Origin of the sequence: Vibrio sp. JPW-9-11-11, from assembly GCF_013369335.1 — a bacterium.
GTDB lineage: Bacteria > Pseudomonadota > Gammaproteobacteria > Enterobacterales > Vibrionaceae > Vibrio.
Genome location: NZ_SZQJ01000008.1, coordinates 89,399 through 106,236 on the forward strand (window position 1 = coordinate 89,399; position 16,838 = coordinate 106,236).

The window sequence follows — 16,838 nt, forward strand, 5'->3', positions numbered from 1 at the left end:
TTTTCTTTGCACATTTCTCACACTATGTAATACTTAGCCCACTAAATTTTTGCATAAAGTGATAAGCATGGATCAGATTGAAGTCCGCGGTGCCCGCACCCATAACCTGAAGAACATCAACCTCACCATTCCACGAGATAAACTTATCGTGATCACCGGGTTATCGGGTTCCGGTAAATCTTCCTTAGCCTTTGATACGCTTTATGCCGAAGGGCAGCGTCGTTATGTCGAGTCTCTCTCGGCGTATGCTCGTCAGTTTTTGTCTTTAATGGAAAAGCCTGATGTTGACCATATTGAAGGCTTGTCACCAGCTATCTCGATTGAGCAAAAATCGACCTCTCATAACCCGCGTTCTACCGTTGGTACCATCACCGAAGTTTATGACTACTTGAGGTTGCTTTACGCCCGCGTAGGGGAACCACGTTGTCCAGAGCACCAAGTGCCACTGGCTGCGCAGACTGTCTCTCAGATGGTAGACAAGGTGCTAGAGATGCCACAAGGCTCAAAAATGATGCTGCTTGCGCCGATCGTAAAAGAGCGCAAGGGGGAACATGTCAAAACACTGGAAAATTTGGCAGCGCAAGGCTTCATTCGCGCGCGAATCGACGGCGAAACCTGTGACTTATCTGATCCTCCTACACTCGAGCTGCATAAAAAGCACACCATTGAGGTGGTCGTGGATCGATTCAAGGTACGCAACGACCTGCAGCAGCGCCTAGCCGAATCGTTTGAAAGCACGCTTGAGTTATCAGGCGGAATTGCGGTCGTTGCCCCTATGAATGGCGAAGGTGAAGAAGTGGTATTTTCGGCCAACTTTGCCTGCCCACACTGTGGTTACAGCATGCAAGAGCTCGAGCCGCGCCTGTTCTCATTTAATAATCCGGCCGGTGCCTGTCATACCTGCGATGGCCTCGGCGTACAACAGTATTTCGACCCCGCTCGTGTGATCGTTGACGACTCATTGAGCCTCGCGCAAGGAGCCATTCGCGGCTGGGATCAAAAGAACTACTACTATTTCCAGATGCTCTCTTCACTCGCTGAACATTATGGGTTTGATCTCCATGCACCATTCAAGTCTTTGCCAAAGAAGACGCGTGATATCATTCTCACTGGCTCAGGCCGCGCTGAAATCGAGTTCAAATATATCAATGATCGCGGCGATATCCGGGTAAAACGCCACCCATTTGAGGGGATCTTAAATACCTTAGAAAGACGCTACCGTGATACCGAATCGAGCGCGGTACGTGAGGATCTGGCGAAGTATATTTCGACTAAAACTTGCTCAAGCTGTGACGGCAGCCGGCTCCGCTTGGAGGCACGAAATGTATTTATCGGTGATACCACCTTGCCACAAATCGTCGAATTGAGCATCGCCGACGCTCTACACTTTTTTGCATCACTTCAGCTCGAAGGCCAACGCGCCCAAATCGCCGAAAAAGTGATGAAGGAGATCAACGACCGACTGCAGTTCTTGGTCAATGTCGGGCTGAATTATCTCAATCTTTCGCGCAGTGCCGAAACACTCTCGGGCGGTGAAGCACAACGTATTCGCCTAGCTAGTCAAATTGGCGCAGGTCTCGTCGGCGTGATGTATGTGCTTGATGAACCTTCAATCGGACTGCATCAGCGCGACAACGAACGTCTGTTGAAAACCCTCACCCATCTGCGTGATCTGGGCAATACCGTCTTGGTGGTCGAACATGACGAAGATGCAATACGAATGGCCGATCACGTGATCGATATTGGTCCGGGCGCTGGGGTACACGGTGGTAACGTGGTGGCCGAAGGTACGATGGATGAGATCATTGCCAACCCCAACTCACTGACGGGTCAATACCTCAGCGGAAAAAAACAGATCGCCGTGCCCACTGCTCGTACGCCAAGAGATAGCAAAAAAGTCGTCGAGCTGATTGGGGCGTCAGGCAATAACCTTAAAGAGGTTAACTTAGAGATCCCCGTCGGTTTGTTTAGCTGTATCACTGGCGTATCGGGCTCAGGCAAATCGACCCTGATCAACGATACGTTTTTTAAGATCGCCCACACCCAGCTCAATGGCGCCACTACGGCTATGCCTGCGCCTTATAAAAAGATCAAAGGACTTGAGCACTTCGACAAAGTCATCGACATTGATCAAAGCCCTATTGGTCGTACCCCTCGTTCGAACCCTGCCACCTACACCGGTATTTTTACCCCGATTCGCGAACTGTTTGCGGGGACGCAAGAATCCCGCTCTCGCGGCTACAAACCTGGGCGTTTTAGCTTTAACGTTCGTGGTGGTCGCTGTGAAGCCTGTCAAGGTGATGGGGTGATTAAGGTGGAAATGCACTTTTTACCCGATGTTTATGTGCCGTGTGATGTCTGTAAAGGTAAGCGCTACAACCGAGAGACGTTAGAAGTACGTTATAAAGGCAAAGCCATCGATGAAGTGCTAGAAATGACCGTCGAAGACGCTCGTCAGTTCTTTGACCCAGTCCCTGTTATTGCACGCAAATTACAAACCTTGATGGACGTTGGTCTTTCGTATATCCGTTTAGGACAAGCCGCAACCACGCTATCTGGCGGTGAAGCGCAACGCGTCAAACTCGCGCGCGAGCTGTCAAAACGTGATACCGGAAAGACACTGTACATCTTGGATGAGCCAACCACTGGCTTGCATTTCCACGATATCCAACAGTTACTCAGTGTCTTACACCGACTGCGCGATCATGGCAATACGGTGGTGGTGATCGAGCATAACTTAGATGTGATTAAAACCGCTGACTGGATTGTCGATCTTGGCCCTGAAGGTGGCCAAGGTGGGGGCGAAATTATCGCCACTGGCACGCCTGAAGATGTCGCCCTTGTTGAGGGATCGCACACAGCTCGTTTCCTTAAACCTATGTTAAGTGAGTAATTAGTTGTAAGATAAACAGACCAGTGACTCATTCACTGGTCTGTTTTTTTGAGGTGTAGAAATTATGGCAACCACGCATGTAGCAGGAACAGAGCTCGAACTAAAGGCACCCAAATTGCCTTTAATTAAGCCGTTTTTGGTTTCCGTCGCCGTCGTTTTCTTACTCGCAATGCACATTTTCACCCCCAATCCCGGCGGCGCTGGATTGGCGCTATCCTTCAACACCACAACATGGCTTGCCATCAGTATTTCTCTTGCAATTGGGCTCTACCAACTCGGCAGAGATGCAGTCCTTAGATACAACAAGCTCACTATCGGCCTATTGATCTGCTGTGTCATGCTCACCGTGCCCATTTTTTATATTGGCTCTAACCCCGAACTCGCCAGCACACGATTAATCGGCTTGTGGGCTGGTTATCTGCTGTTTGTGGTCTTACAGCAGGTTCGCTTTAGTAACAAACAGAAACAGCGGCTGCTGTGGTTTGTTACCATCGCTGTGTTTATTCAATCCCTGTTTGGTTGGGTGCAGTTTTTATGGCTCGAGCCCGATAATATTTTTGGCTACAACACCGAGATCAACCGTCCATACGGAATTTTTCAGCAGCCGAACGTAATGGCCAGTTTTTTAGCGACTGGATTAGGCTTATCGGGCTATCTACTCGCTCGCCAACCGACCAAATATCAACGTAAGATCAGCGAAGTCGCACTACTGTATCTAATGCCGCTGATGACGATTCCTCTGTTAGTCGTATTGGCTTCACGTACAGGCTGGATAGGCGCGCTGCTGACCGTGCTGCTGATGCTTCACTATCTCTATCGCTTTGCAACTAAAAAACGCTTTTGGGGCTGGGTGGTATCGATAGTGCTTGGCACCGTGATGGGGTTGGCTTTATCTGCGCTGCCCAGCCAATCCACGTCCTTAGTGGCACAAAAAGCCCATTTAGAAAGTCCGCGTCAATATACTTTTCCTCAAGCGATCGACATGCTGATCGAAAAGCCGTTCACTGGTTATGGCTATGGCCGCTTCGAACCGGAATATATTGTCTATACCGCTCGTCAACACCAACTCAACTCTGATTATCCACCCGGTTTGGCCGCCATGGACCACCCACACAATGAGTTACTCTATTGGGGAGTTGAAGGAGGGTTACTGCCGCTGCTGGCGATTGTACTCGCTGCACTATTTGTTCTAGCGCGCTTATTTCAAGCCAAAAAGGGCACACGACTGGCAATGTTTGCGCTGTTTGTTCCAATCGTTCTGCACAGTCAACTTGAGTATCCCTTTTATCATTCGGCGATTCATTGGCTCACCTTTGTCATTCTGCTCTATTGGGTCGACCAACGTGCGAGCCGCTATCGCAGCTTGTCGCTCACTGCCGTGTCCCGAGCGTCACTACGCATTGTCAGCTTACTGCTTCCTATCGTGACCAGCATTTTTATGTTAACCGCTCTACACAGTAATTATGTGCTCACGCAGTTTGAACAGTCGCAACCTAAACAACCTGAGATCCTCAATCGAGTCTCTAACGCGACCGCTTGGCAAGATCGCTTCGATTGGGATATCTACAGTACCTATTTGCTTATTGGGTTGAGTCAGCAACAACATCAATACATCCAACCTTATATTGATTGGTCTTTAACCATTATCAAAGACAAACCACGTCCCGCTTTTTACCGTAATTTGATCCTTGCCTATTTGGCGATGGGCGATAGTATCAAGGCAGAGCAAATACGCACCGAAGCGCAATTCTTGTTCCCAAAGCAAGACTTTTCTCAGCTTGAATACGTTGCACCTGACATTGACGCTTTAAAAGCCGACCACAGCAAGCGTTAAAAAAAGGCGACCTAATGTCGCCTTGAACCGATGTGCTATTGCGTAAGTGACTCTTCAAGCGCCCTGAGACAAAGCGCCACATTTTCGCTGCGTGCCCCATAACCCATTAAGCCGATACGCCAAGCTTTTCCAGCTAATGCCCCCAAACCTGCCCCAATTTCCAAATTGTAGATCTCTAATAAATGGGTGCGCACTTGAGCTTCATCGATACCATCAGGCACATAAATCGCGTTCAGTTGTGGTAGGCGAGAGTGCGCTTCAACGACAAACTCAAACCCAAGCTTCTCTAACCCTTGCTTGAGCTTTTGATGCATCTCACGATGACGCTGCCAAGCATTTTCTAACCCTTCATGTTTTAGCATTAGCAGGGACTCATGCAGAGCATACAGACTGTTGACTGGCGCGGTATGATGGTAACTACGCTTACCTTCACCACTCCAGTACCCTAATACTAAGCTTTGATCGAGGAACCAGCTTTGTACTGGCGTCGTGCGCGATTGGATCTTCTCGACCGCAGCAGCAGAAAAGGTCACTGGAGACAAACCTGGCACACAAGAGAGGCACTTTTGACTGCCTGAATAGACGGCATCGAGTTGCCATTCATCGACTTTAAGTGGTATCCCCCCAAGAGAGGTGACCGCATCAACAATAGTTAGCACCCCGTGCTGTTTCGCCAACTGGCCGAGCGCCTCGGCATCACTACAGGCCCCAGTAGACGTTTCAGCGTGAACAAAAGCTAAAATTTTAGTATCCGGGTGATCGTTCAATGCTTGGGCAACTTTATCCACCGAAACCGGGCAACCCCATTCATCATCAATGACCACCGCATTGCCGCCTGCACGAACCACGTTTTCCCGCATGCGTTCGCCAAACACCCCGTTGCGACACACGATGACCTTATCACCGGGTTCAATTAGGTTAACGAAGCACGCCTCCATCCCTGCACTGCCTGGTGCAGATACCGCGATAGTAAACTCATTATCAGTTTGGAAAGCGTATTTGAGTAACACTTTTAGTTCATCCATCATCGCGACGAACAAGGGATCTAAGTGCCCAACAGTTGGACGACTCAAAGCTTGCAACACTTGGGGTGAAATATCTGAAGGCCCCGGTCCCATAAGAATGCGGTGGGGGGGAATAAAACTTTGAATCGTCATTGGCTGCTCCTTAATTATTTTGTTGTTCTGTTATCCACCTTAATCGAATTCACCTAACCCGGCAATTAGCCCAAAGTCGTGAGGTCAAACCAGTGTCACAAGTTTGTTAATTTTCAAAATGCATAAAGTCACAATTTCTAATTGACATCCTAGCGAGAAACACGTTCAATGCAGCAATAAGTGGTGAATATTTATGCCACTTGCAAATTATTTTGCAGAAGAGGAGCACTGCCCAGGTAGGTGCATTGTGGAGCCGCAACTCCAATACAATGTTCTGAGGGGGAGTAGTGCCGAGGTAGATATGAGTTGTCGGCTCGTATCTGTCGGTTGTCAGAGGTTGAATCCCTGCAACTGTCATCAGCCCCGTCTGATGATGAGCTTCTGAGGTATATTATTCAAATCATCACCTCTCTGTACGCTCAACTCTCTTCATCAAAGCAAAACATCGGATGTTGGTCTTATGACCAAATAGATCATTTCAGGAAGTCGTGGGAGATATGCTGTGAGCAGTTTTAATGTAGCAAAATTTGGTGGGACAAGCGTTGCAAACTTCGAAGCAATGAGCCGCTGTGCTGCAATTATCGAAAATAATCCAAACACTAAACTGGTCGTCAGTAGCGCATGCTCTGGCGTCACTAACTTATTGGTCGAGTTGGCCAATGGCGTGCAAGATCAAACACGTCGGAGCGAGTTACTGACTCAATTGGCTCAAATCCATGATTCGGTACTCAATCAACTCACCGATTCGACCCAAACTGCCAACGAGGTGTACGCAATCCTCGACACCGTCACTAGCCTAGCCGAAGCGGCTTCAATTCAGTCAAGCCACAAACTGACCGATCACTTGGTTGCTTGCGGTGAGTTGATGTCTACCCATCTACTGACACAATTAACGAAAGAGCGCGGCGTTAATGCGGTGCGCTTTGATATCCGTGAGGTGCTGCGCACCGACAACAACTTTGGCAAAGCCGAGCCAGATCTGGCGCAAATTAGCGAGTTGGCTAAGCAATCGCTGGTGCCGCTCTGTCAGCAACACGTTGTCGTCACACAAGGCTTTATCGGTGCGGACGAACAAGGCAATACCACCACCCTAGGCCGTGGCGGCAGTGATTACAGTGCGGCGCTGATTGCTGAAGCAGTCGAAGCGGCGGGGCTTGAGATCTGGACCGATGTTCCCGGGATCTACACCACCGATCCACGTATCGCAGCCAAAGCGGCACCGATTGCAGAAATCAGTTTCAGCGAAGCGTCGGAAATGGCGAACTTTGGCGCCAAGATCCTCCATCCGTCGACCTTAGTTCCAGCTCTACGTCATGATATTCCGGTGTTTGTTGGATCGTCAAAAGAACCAGAGAAAGGGGGAACTTGGATTCGACACCAGGTCGAAAGCTCGCCCCTATTTCGCGCACTCGCGCTGCGCTGCAACCAAACTATGGTGACTCTGCGCAGTGCCAAAATGTTTCACGCTTATGGTTTTCTCGCTAAGGTGTTTGAAATCCTCGCCAAGCATAAGATATCCGTTGATTTGATCACTACCTCTGAGATCAGTGTCTCCCTGACCTTAGACCAAACGGGCACATCCGGCGGCGCTCCAGAGTTGCCGAACGAGGTGCGCGCCGAACTTGAAGAGCTATGCAGTGTCGAGGTTGAACACAATCTATGCTTAGTGGCGCTGATTGGCAACAACATGAGTGAAAGCAAAGGCTATGCAAAACAGGTTTTCGGCACATTAGAAGACTTCAACTTACGAATGATCTGTTACGGTGCCAGCCCACACAACTTATGCTTCTTACTGCATGAGTCGGTGTCTAAGCAAGCCATTCAGAAACTGCATGCTGAGCTGTTTGAGAAATAGAGAAATTTGGCTAGATATAAGAAGGGTTGGCATTATTGCCAACCCTTTTCGTTTCAGTCGGTTTAGGATTAGGAAGCAGAACTCGTCCTACGGCAAAGGCCGGATACCTTATTCCCCGGCGACTTTCATACTCTCAAGCAGGATAGAGCCGGTTTGAATTTGCGAGCGTGTCTCGACATCGTTACCCACAGCAACCATTTGTTTAAACATCTGGTTCAAATTACTGGCGATGGTAATTTCCGACACTGGGTGTTGAATCTGACCATTCTCGACCCAAAAGCCCGCGGCACCACGAGAATAATCGCCAGTCACGATATTCACGCCCTGCCCCATCACTTCTGTCACCAAGAGACCCGTACCTAACTCCTTTAGCATCTGCTCGAAGTTCTGTCCGGTTGACTGAACAAACCAGTTATGAATTCCACCTGCATGACCAGTCGGTGTCATCTCCATTTTGCGCGCGGCATAGCTGGTCAAGAGATAAGTCGCCAGCACACCGTCGCTAATGATCTCTCTATCTTGAGTAAACACCCCTTCACTGTCGAACGGGCTGGAGGCAAGGCCGCGTAAAATGTGTGGGCGCTCAGAAACATTAAACCACTCAGGCAGAACTTGCTGACCAAGCTTATCGAGTAAAAACGAAGATTTACGGTATAGGTTGCCACCGCTGATCGCCATGACTAGGTGGCCGAGCAGACCCGTAGCCACATCAGCGGCAAACATCACTGGGTAGTGACCAGTTTTGAGCTTCTGAGCATCTAAACGATTGACGGTTTTCTCGGCCGCTTTTTGCCCGACCGTTTGTGGTGTCCACAAGTCGTCTTTATGGCGTGCAACCGTATAGCTGTAGTCACGCTCCATCTCGCCGTTACTTCCCTGACCAATCACACAACAACTAGTGCTATGACGGCTCGATGCATAACTCGCCAGTAAACCGTGGCTATTACCATACACTTTCAAGCCGTAATGACTGTCATAACTCGCGCCATCACTCTGTTTGATCTTGTCGCTATAAGACAAGGCTTGCTTCTCGGCGGCAATCGCAACCTGCGCAGCATAGTCTGGATCAGGTGTATCGGGGTGGAAAAGGTCAAGGTCTGGGATCTCTTTCACCATCAGCTCTTTTGGCGCCGGTCCGGCGTAGGGGTCTTCTGAGGTAAACTGAGCGATATCCAGCGCCGCCAACACGGTTTGTTGAATCGCTTTCTCACTTAAGTCAGAAGTAGACGCGCTGCCTTTACGTTGATTGCGATAAACGGTAATGCCCAGAGCCCCGTCGCTATTGAACTCAACGTTTTCTACTTCGCACATGCGGGTAGACACACTCAAGCCAGTGGTTTTGCTGATCGCGACTTCAGCCGCGTCTGATTTTGCTGCCGCCATTTCTAATGCCTTGGCAACGGCGGCTTCTAGCTCAACACGCTGTTGAGCAACTTGCTCTCTTACGTCCATATCTGCTTTTTTCTTAAGATCAATTGTCATTAGGATAACAAGAATTTCGCTTTCTCCCCACGATTCTTGTTAAAATAGAGAAATAGATGTTCATATTAAGGCAGAAAGATGGCACGTAAAAATCAAAAAGCGCCATGGGAAGAAGAGGAAGAGATCATTTGGGTCAGCAAAACCGAAATGAAGCGCGACATGGAAGAGCTACAAAAGCTCGGTGAAGAGCTGGTCGAACTCAAACCTTCTGTGCTGGAAAAGTTTCCTTTAAGTGAAGACTTAGCCGACGCGATTAAAGACGCACAACGTTTTAAAAACGAAGCTCGCCGTCGCCAACTGCAGTATATCGGCAAGCTGATGCGCTTTGAAGATCCAGAGCCACTGCAAGCGGCGTTAGATAAAGTACGCAATAAGCACTCGCAAGCAACCGCGCAACTGCATAAGCTTGAGCAACTGCGTGAACGCGTGGTTGAAAAAGGTGACGAAGCCATTAATGAGGTTATGGAGCTTTACCCTGACGCCGATCGTCAACGCCTACGTCAGCTCGCTCGCCAAGCAAGTAAAGAGCAAAAAGCGGGCAAACCAGCTAAAGCGTACCGTGAGATCTTCCAGATTCTGAAAGCACTCAACGACGCACAGCTTTAAGCGAGAAGCGAGAAATAGTTAGAGGGTTGGCCTAGTTGGCCAACCCTTTGTTTTGATTACTCACCGGCTCGGACAAACTCACTCAGTGTTGAGTTAGCATGTTGAGCCGTGAGCTGATCGATCTCCCCAGCCACTTCCACTCGGCCATTGGCGACAAAAATAAACTTGCTGGCAATCGCTCGCGCGTCACTGAGGTGGTGAGTGACCATCAACACCGTCACATTACGCTCACGCGCCAAACGCTTGACCAACCCTAGCATCTCTTCACGTAACACAGGGTCAAGTGCCGAAAAGGGCTCATCCAACAACCAAATGGGGTGAGGCTGAACAAAGCAGCGGGCCAACGCGACCCGTTGACGTTGACCACCGGAGAGTTGTTCTGGCAACCGGTCTAGATATCCCTCGACGCCAACCTGCTGTGCGGCAAGTTCGACCAAAGCATAATCACTCGCAGTGAGTTTTAAGCTCGGATGAAGCCCAAGGGCTATGTTTTGTCGCACGCTCAAATGAGCAAACAAGTTATGCTCTTGAAATAGCATCGCAAACGGGCGTTGATGCGGCGCTTGACCAACAATGTTTTCGCCACTAACGAGAATTTGTCCTCGTGACGGCTCAATAAAACCGGCCACCAAAGCGAGCAGGGTCGACTTACCCGCGCCACTTGGCCCCATTAGGGCAACAATGGCACCTGCATCTATCGAGGTGTCAAAGTGAAACAGCTCATCATGGTAATAATAATCGACCTTATTTAGGCTTAACATAACCGACCTTTGAATGTACGTTGAACAACCTCTCAACCAAAGTAAAGCAACCAACACTCAGCAACAACAACGTCAATGACACCACCGCCGCGGCATCCATTTGATAGCTACCAAGCAGTTGGAACAAATACAGTGGCAGAGTACGAAAATCTTGGCTACCAAACAGTGCAATAGCGCTTAAATCCCCGATAGCAAACATAAAGCTAATCGCGAAAGCATGAGCAAACGGCTTTTTCAGCGCTCGCCACTCGACCACTTTAAACCGTTGCCAACCTCTCAGTCCTAGGCTGGCACACAGATATTGATACTGTTGCTCGATATGTAACATCGGCTGAGAGAGGGTTTTGATCACATACGGTAACCCCATCAGCGCATTGACTACCACGACAATAACAAACGCAAAGCTGAACACATCGGTCATTGAGCGCAACAATAGAAACAGCCCTGTCGACACCACAAGGCCAGGGGTGACCAAAATAATTGTGCCAATCAACTCGACTTGATCTGCACTTTTACTGCGCGAGTTAAGCCTTAAACGCCGGCTGGTCAGCAAGATCGCGTACCCAGCCACCACCGCGATCAGGCTGGCAGAAAAAGCGACTTTCAATGATGCGCTCAAGGCCAACCAAAAGCGGCTATCGTTAAACACGCTCAGCGCCTGACTATTGATACCACTGGCTAACACCATCATCAGCGGCGGTAGCACCAACAGCAGTGCAGCCGCTATCCACCCCCAATCCCAACATTGAGAGAGACGGTTGTCATTGGTGAGAACAATAGCGTGATTCTGCGCCCCCGAGGAGACCGGGATAGGTTTCGCTAAACGTTGAATCATCAGCGCCATCACACCACACAGCATCATCTGCCAAATCGCCAGCAAAGCGCCTGCCTGCAGATCGAAATCGAATTTAATCGCTTGATAGATGGCCAGTTCAATGGTGGTTGATTTAGGGCCTCCGCCGAGCGCCATCACAGTGGCAAAACTGGTGAAGCAGAGCATAAATACCAAACCACACACGTGAGGAAGCTGCTGACGCAATCTTGGCCATTCAACCCAACGAAACTTGTCCCAATGGCCCATCCCTAAATGGGCACAGAGTTTATGCTGCTCTGCGGGGATGGCATCTAATGATTGCAACAATAAACGTGTGGCATACGGCAAGTTAAAAAAGACGTGTGCAAGCAAAATACCGTTCAAACCATAAATAGAAAATGGCAGCTTACTGTCGAGTTGCTGCAGCCCCTGGGCAAGCAAACCACTATTGCCATAGATAGCCAATAACCCAAACACCCCAACCAATACAGGTAACACCAGCGTGGTAGCAAACAGTTTGAGTACCAGAGACTTGCCGATGAAACTTCGCCGCGACAACGCGTGTGCCACAGGGAGTGCAAAGCCAACACTGAGCAAGGTGGACAGCAGTGATTGATAGAAGCTGAATTGGGTCACATGACGGTAGTATGGATCGCGCCACACACTCGAGATATCGAGCGTTGGTGCATGACCCAGCAACGCCGAGAGCGCAGAAACAACAAAGGTCGCGATAACAATCGCGACCCCTAGTCCGACTTTAGGAACTTGATACAAAGGTGGCCTTTAGAAAGTTAACGCGTTTTGCCACTCACGAATCCACGCTTTACGGTTTTGTGCCACCTCGTCAGCAGAAAAACCGAGCGCTTTAGTCGGAGTCGTTAGCGTCTCAAAACCTTGCGGCAGCGCCACATCAGTCACTGGATACATCCAGTTTCCGGTCGGCATCGCCGACTGAAACTCATCGCTGAGAATGAACGCCATAAACTGGTCGGCCAGCTCATTGTTCTCCGTTTTTTTGACTTTAGCTGCCACTTCCACTTGGGTGTAATGACCTTCGGCAAAATTCGCCGCCGCGTACTTAGCGTCTTTTTCTGCGATGAGGTGATAAGCGGGAGAGGTGGTGTACGACAACACCAAATCCGACTCACCTTCCAAGAACATAGAGTAAGCTTCGGACCAACCTTTAGTGACGGTCACAGTCTTCTTCGCCAGCTGTTGCCAAGCTTGAGCCGCTTGTTCGCCATACACAGACTTAATCCACAACATCAATCCTTGGCCTGGCGTTGAGGTACGTGGGTCTTGATAGATAACCTTGAGATCATCGCGTGATTCGATCAGTTCTTTGAGGCTTTCCGGTGGGTTGACCAACTTTTCAGTGTTGTAAACAAACGCAAAGTAGCCGAAATCGTAAGGGACAAACGTTGCGTCATGCCAGCCGTTTGGCAAGTTGACCTTACCAGTATCGACTTTATGCTCTGCGAGTAAACCGGTTTGCTTAGCCTCGCTCATCAGGTTGTTGTCTAGGCCTAATATAACGTCGGCCTTAGTGTTGTCGCCTTCAAGACGCAAGCGATTGAGAATGGAAACACCATCGTCGAGCGCGACAAAGTTAAGGTCACAGCCACATTGAGCTTCAAACGCTTTCTCGATCGTTGGACCAGGGCCCCAATCGGCCGCAAAAGAGTCGTAGGTATAAACGGTTAACGTGTCGTTGGCTGCAAAAGCAGACCACGACGTTAACATCGCGGCGGCCAGGCCGCTGATTGAAATGGTACTTAGAGTGGTATTCACTGCTCGCTCTCTCCTTGTGTGAGCGGCACAGGGTTGAGGGACGTCAGTGATTTAGTGTCCAGACTCAATTCCTACGCCAGCATTATCTGGTTCAGGTACACGGGTCCCGAGCAAAGCTCGATCTCAGCCAAGCGCCAATCTTAATTGACTCAATAGCTCCCCGATGAGTTACGCGTCGATTGTAATAGTTATGTTTCTCAATAGCCATCCCCTAAATCGTCGCAGATGCCACTAAGCAGCACGCAAGTTCATCCCAATAAGCGCAAAAGCTCGGTGTAATTTGGGGGAATTTGGTCAGTCAACCACGCTGCCGCTTCAACTATGACGAGGATCATAGCCCCAGCGAGGCACTAGACCTTGTTCAACCCCTAAGTGGTCAAGAATGCGTGCCACCAAAAAATCGATCAAATCTTCTATCGATTGGGGCTGATGATAAAACCCGGGGGCGGCAGGCATAATCGTGACACCCATTTGCGATAGCTTATGCATGTTTTCAAGATGCAAGGTGGAAAATGGCGTCTCACGCACCACCAGCAATAGCTGCCCCCGCTCTTTCATTACCACATCGGCGGCACGTTCAATCAAATTGTCAGACATACCGTGCGCAATAGCCGCGACACTGCCTGCAGAACACGGACACACCACCATCTGTTTCGGCGCTGCCGAACCTGAGGCAACCGGAGAGAACCAATCATCCTTACCACACACCACCAGCTTTTCGCTGGCGCAACCAAGGTGTTTTACCAAGGCCTGTTGCGCGGCTTCGGGATTTGCTGGAAGTTTCATACCATGCTCGGTTGCTAGCACTACGCGCGCGGCAGAGGAGATCAGTAAGTAGACGCGATACTCAGCGGCCAACAAACATTCAAGTAGGCGCAGGCCATATGGCGCGCCAGACGCACCAGTGAAAGCTAAGGTAATCGCTTTAGGGTTGTTGCTACTCATAGTGACTCGGTTATTGGGCCAATTTGGCCAGTAGTTTTTGGTGTATACCGGCGAAACCACCGTTACTCATGACTAATATCGTGTCACCCGGCTGCGCGGCGTCAACGATGTTTTCAACCAAGACATCGATATCGCCACTAGTCATCGCTGGTTGAACGCACTGTTGAGCGACCTCATTGACCGACCAATCAATAGAATCGGGCTGATATAAAAACACTTGGTCGGCTTTGGCAAGCGAGGCAGCCAGCACTTCCTTATGTACCCCACGTTTCATGGTGGCACTGCGCGGCTCAAGCACCGCAATAATTTTGTCTTGGCCGACTTTGTTACGTAAACCACCTAAGGTCAGTTCAATTGCGGTTGGATGATGGGCAAAATCATCATAGACACGAACGCCATTGACCTCTCCTTTTAATTCAAGGCGGCGCTTGGTATTAATAAATGCCGCTAACGCTTCACACGCGAGATCGGGGGTCACCCCAACGTGGCGGGCAGCGGCGATCGCCATCAGCGCGTTATCCACATTATGATCCCCCACCAAGTCCCAATCGACTTTACCTACCACCTCACCTTGGAACAGCACCTCGAACTGAGAGCCATCAACCAGCAACTTTTGCGCTTGCCATTGCCCTTGTTGGCCACTGTATTCCGTCTCACTCCAGCAGCCACGCTCAAGTACGTCGGCAATCGATGGGTCTTGTTTAGGCGCAAGAATTCGTCCATTGCCCGGTACCGTACGTACTAAATGGTGGAACTGACGCTTAATCGCTTCTAAGTCGTCAAAAATATCCGCATGGTCGAACTCTAGATTGTTCATCACTAAAGTACGTGGATGGTAGTGGACAAACTTAGAACGCTTATCAAAAAAAGCGCTGTCGTATTCATCCGCTTCGACGACAAAAAACATACTCTCGCCAAGGCGAGCAGAAATACCAAAGTTACCCAATACGCCGCCAACCAAAAAACCCGGCTGGTAACCGCACGCTTCGAGAATCCACGCTAGCATACTTGAGGTAGTGGTTTTACCGTGAGTTCCAGACACAGCCAGCACCCAACGATCATGGAGTAAAAACTCCTGCAACCATTGCGGCCCCGAGGTGTATCTTAGGTTAGTATTGAGGACGTGTTCGACACAGGGATTACCCCGGCTCATCGCGTTACCTATCACCACCAGATCGGGGGCAGGGTCAAGCTGGGCTGGGTCAAAGCCTTCTATGATTTCAATACCTTGCGATTCAAGCATCGTGCTCATTGGCGGGTAGACGTTGGCATCGCTGCCCGTCACCTTGTGTCCGAGTTGGCGCGCTAACATCGCGGCCCCTCCCATGAATGTTCCGCAAATTCCCAAGATATGAATGTGCATAACGGCCCCTGCTATCGGCAAAAATAATCTGCTCATTATGGCGACAAAGCACTGAAAAGCGAACTACTTTGATCACCCTTCATCTTGATTGTTGTGCGATTTGGTCACTCTTTAACCTGTAAATTGAACTCGGCAAATAAAATGTAAGTTGTTGTTGAGTCGACAAATAAATTGAGAACTCAAGCAGTTAGTTCATTACCAATAAAAAGATCTAACTTTTAAACTTAAGCTTGGGTAAAGACGAAAGATCCGCAAGAGATCACTCCACCCCATCCCCCATATCATTGAGCGACTTTTTAAAGGAAAAAATCCATGTCTGGAATGCGCACCCTTGGCGAGTTCATTGTAGAAAAACAAGCGGACTTCCCCCACGCTAGCGGTGATCTATCATCCCTACTCTCTTCGATTCGTCTTGCTGCGAAGATCGTTAACCGCGAGATCAATGCCGCGGGCCTTGGCGATATCACCGGCGCGGTTGGCACTGCCAACGTACAAGGCGAAGACCAACAAAAACTTGATGTTTACGCCAACGACAAGTTCAAAGCAGCGTTAGAAGCACGCGACCAAGTGTGTGGCGTCGCGAGTGAAGAAGAAGATGAAGCAGTAGCGTTTAACAAAGAACTCAACAAAAATGCTAAATACGTGGTATTGATGGACCCGCTAGACGGCTCCTCCAATATCGATGTAAACGTCTCTGTTGGGACCATTTTTTCAATTTACCGCCGTGTGTCGCCAATCGGCACCCCCCCTACTCAAGAAGACTTTCTCCAACCTGGTCACAAACAAGTCGCAGCAGGCTATGTGATTTACGGTTCGTCAACCATGTTGGTTTACACCACAGGTAATGGCGTGAACGGCTTTACCTATGACCCTTCCTTAGGGACTTTCTGTTTATCGCACGAAAATATGATGGTTCCACAAGACGGCAGCATCTATTCGATCAACGAAGGGAACTACATCCGTTTCCCACTCGGAGTGAAAAAATACATCAAGTATTGCCAAGAGAGTGCACCCAGCGACAATCGTCCGTATACCTCTCGCTACATTGGCTCACTGGTGGCCGATTTTCATCGAAACCTGCTTAAAGGCGGTATTTACCTCTACCCAAGTACTGAAAGCCACCCAAATGGAAAACTGCGTCTGTTGTATGAATGCAACCCAATGGCCTTCATCATTGAGCAAGCGGGCGGTGTCGCCTCCGATGGAGTGAATCGTATCATGGACATCAAGCCGACCGAGCTGCACCAGCGTGTACCTTTCTTTGTCGGCTCAAAAAACATGGTCAAACAAGTAGAAGACTTTTTAGAGCAGAACCGCGATGAGGCATAGTGTGCTCA

12 protein-coding genes and 2 riboswitches are annotated in these 16,838 nt (G+C 49.5%); of the genes, 5 read left to right on the forward strand and 7 right to left on the reverse strand.

Going from position 1 to position 16,838, the window contains the following annotated elements:
• Positions 1 to 67 precede the first annotated feature (67 nt).
• Positions 68 to 2,893 carry an excinuclease ABC subunit UvrA gene (uvrA, locus tag FCU94_RS11910; RefSeq protein ID WP_176288754.1) on the forward strand — a complete coding sequence of 942 codons (2,826 nt, stop codon included), beginning with the start codon at positions 68 to 70 and terminating at the stop codon, positions 2,891 to 2,893.
• A gap of 64 nt (positions 2,894 to 2,957) precedes the next feature.
• Positions 2,958 to 4,727 carry a PglL family O-oligosaccharyltransferase gene (locus FCU94_RS11915; RefSeq protein WP_176288755.1) on the forward strand — a complete coding sequence of 590 codons (1,770 nt, stop codon included), beginning with the start codon at positions 2,958 to 2,960 and terminating at the stop codon, positions 4,725 to 4,727.
• Between the two features lie 35 nt (positions 4,728 to 4,762).
• Here FCU94_RS11915 and FCU94_RS11920 read toward each other — a convergent pair whose 3' ends face one another.
• The gene (locus tag FCU94_RS11920) at positions 4,763 to 5,884 is read right to left on the reverse strand and encodes a pyridoxal-phosphate-dependent aminotransferase family protein (protein WP_176288756.1); all 1,122 of its coding nucleotides are present in this window, start codon (positions 5,882 to 5,884) and stop codon (positions 4,763 to 4,765) included.
• A 210-nt stretch (positions 5,885 to 6,094) separates the two neighbouring features.
• Positions 6,095 to 6,273: riboswitch (Lysine riboswitch) on the forward strand.
• Between the two features lie 113 nt (positions 6,274 to 6,386).
• Here FCU94_RS11920 and lysC point away from each other — a divergent pair.
• A complete protein-coding gene (gene lysC / locus FCU94_RS11925; protein ID WP_176288757.1) occupies positions 6,387 to 7,739 on the forward strand; it encodes a lysine-sensitive aspartokinase 3 in 1,353 nt (450 codons plus the stop codon).
• A gap of 108 nt (positions 7,740 to 7,847) precedes the next feature.
• Here the strand turns inward: lysC and pmbA are convergent, their stop codons facing one another.
• Positions 7,848 to 9,191, reverse strand: a complete 1,344-nt coding sequence (gene pmbA / locus FCU94_RS11930; protein ID WP_176288824.1) for a metalloprotease PmbA — start codon at positions 9,189 to 9,191, stop codon at positions 7,848 to 7,850.
• Positions 9,192 to 9,299: 108 nt separating this feature from the next.
• Here pmbA and yjgA point away from each other — a divergent pair, with 108 nt between their 5' ends.
• Positions 9,300 to 9,827 (forward strand): ribosome biogenesis factor YjgA, encoded by a 528-nt coding sequence (yjgA, locus tag FCU94_RS11935; RefSeq protein ID WP_176288758.1) that lies wholly within the window; start codon positions 9,300 to 9,302, stop codon positions 9,825 to 9,827.
• A gap of 56 nt (positions 9,828 to 9,883) precedes the next feature.
• Here yjgA and thiQ read toward each other — a convergent pair whose 3' ends face one another.
• The 5 genes from thiQ to mpl form a co-directional block, all read right to left on the reverse strand.
• Positions 9,884 to 10,588 carry a thiamine ABC transporter ATP-binding protein gene (thiQ, locus tag FCU94_RS11940; RefSeq protein ID WP_176288759.1) on the reverse strand — a complete coding sequence of 235 codons (705 nt, stop codon included), beginning with the start codon at positions 10,586 to 10,588 and terminating at the stop codon, positions 9,884 to 9,886.
• Entirely contained in the window at positions 10,572 to 12,176 is a 1,605-nt protein-coding gene (gene thiP / locus FCU94_RS11945) for a thiamine/thiamine pyrophosphate ABC transporter permease ThiP (protein WP_176288760.1), read from the reverse strand. Before thiP ends, thiQ begins: the two co-directional genes overlap by 17 nt.
• A 9-nt stretch (positions 12,177 to 12,185) precedes the next feature.
• Positions 12,186 to 13,193 (reverse strand): thiamine ABC transporter substrate binding subunit, encoded by a 1,008-nt coding sequence (thiB, locus tag FCU94_RS11950; protein ID WP_369597247.1) that lies wholly within the window; start codon positions 13,191 to 13,193, stop codon positions 12,186 to 12,188.
• A gap of 51 nt (positions 13,194 to 13,244) precedes the next feature.
• Positions 13,245 to 13,366: riboswitch (TPP riboswitch) on the reverse strand.
• A 142-nt stretch (positions 13,367 to 13,508) separates the two neighbouring features.
• Positions 13,509 to 14,138: a flavin prenyltransferase UbiX gene (locus FCU94_RS11955; RefSeq protein ID WP_176288761.1), complete on the reverse strand. Its 630-nt coding sequence runs from the start codon at positions 14,136 to 14,138 to the stop codon at positions 13,509 to 13,511.
• A 10-nt stretch (positions 14,139 to 14,148) separates the two neighbouring features.
• The gene (mpl, locus tag FCU94_RS11960) at positions 14,149 to 15,501 is read right to left on the reverse strand and encodes a UDP-N-acetylmuramate:L-alanyl-gamma-D-glutamyl-meso-diaminopimelate ligase (RefSeq protein WP_176288762.1); all 1,353 of its coding nucleotides are present in this window, start codon (positions 15,499 to 15,501) and stop codon (positions 14,149 to 14,151) included.
• A 312-nt stretch (positions 15,502 to 15,813) separates the two neighbouring features.
• Between mpl and fbp the strand changes: the two genes are divergently transcribed.
• A complete protein-coding gene (gene fbp, locus FCU94_RS11965) occupies positions 15,814 to 16,830 on the forward strand; it encodes a class 1 fructose-bisphosphatase (RefSeq protein WP_176288763.1) in 1,017 nt (338 codons plus the stop codon).
• Positions 16,831 to 16,838 lie beyond the last annotated feature (8 nt).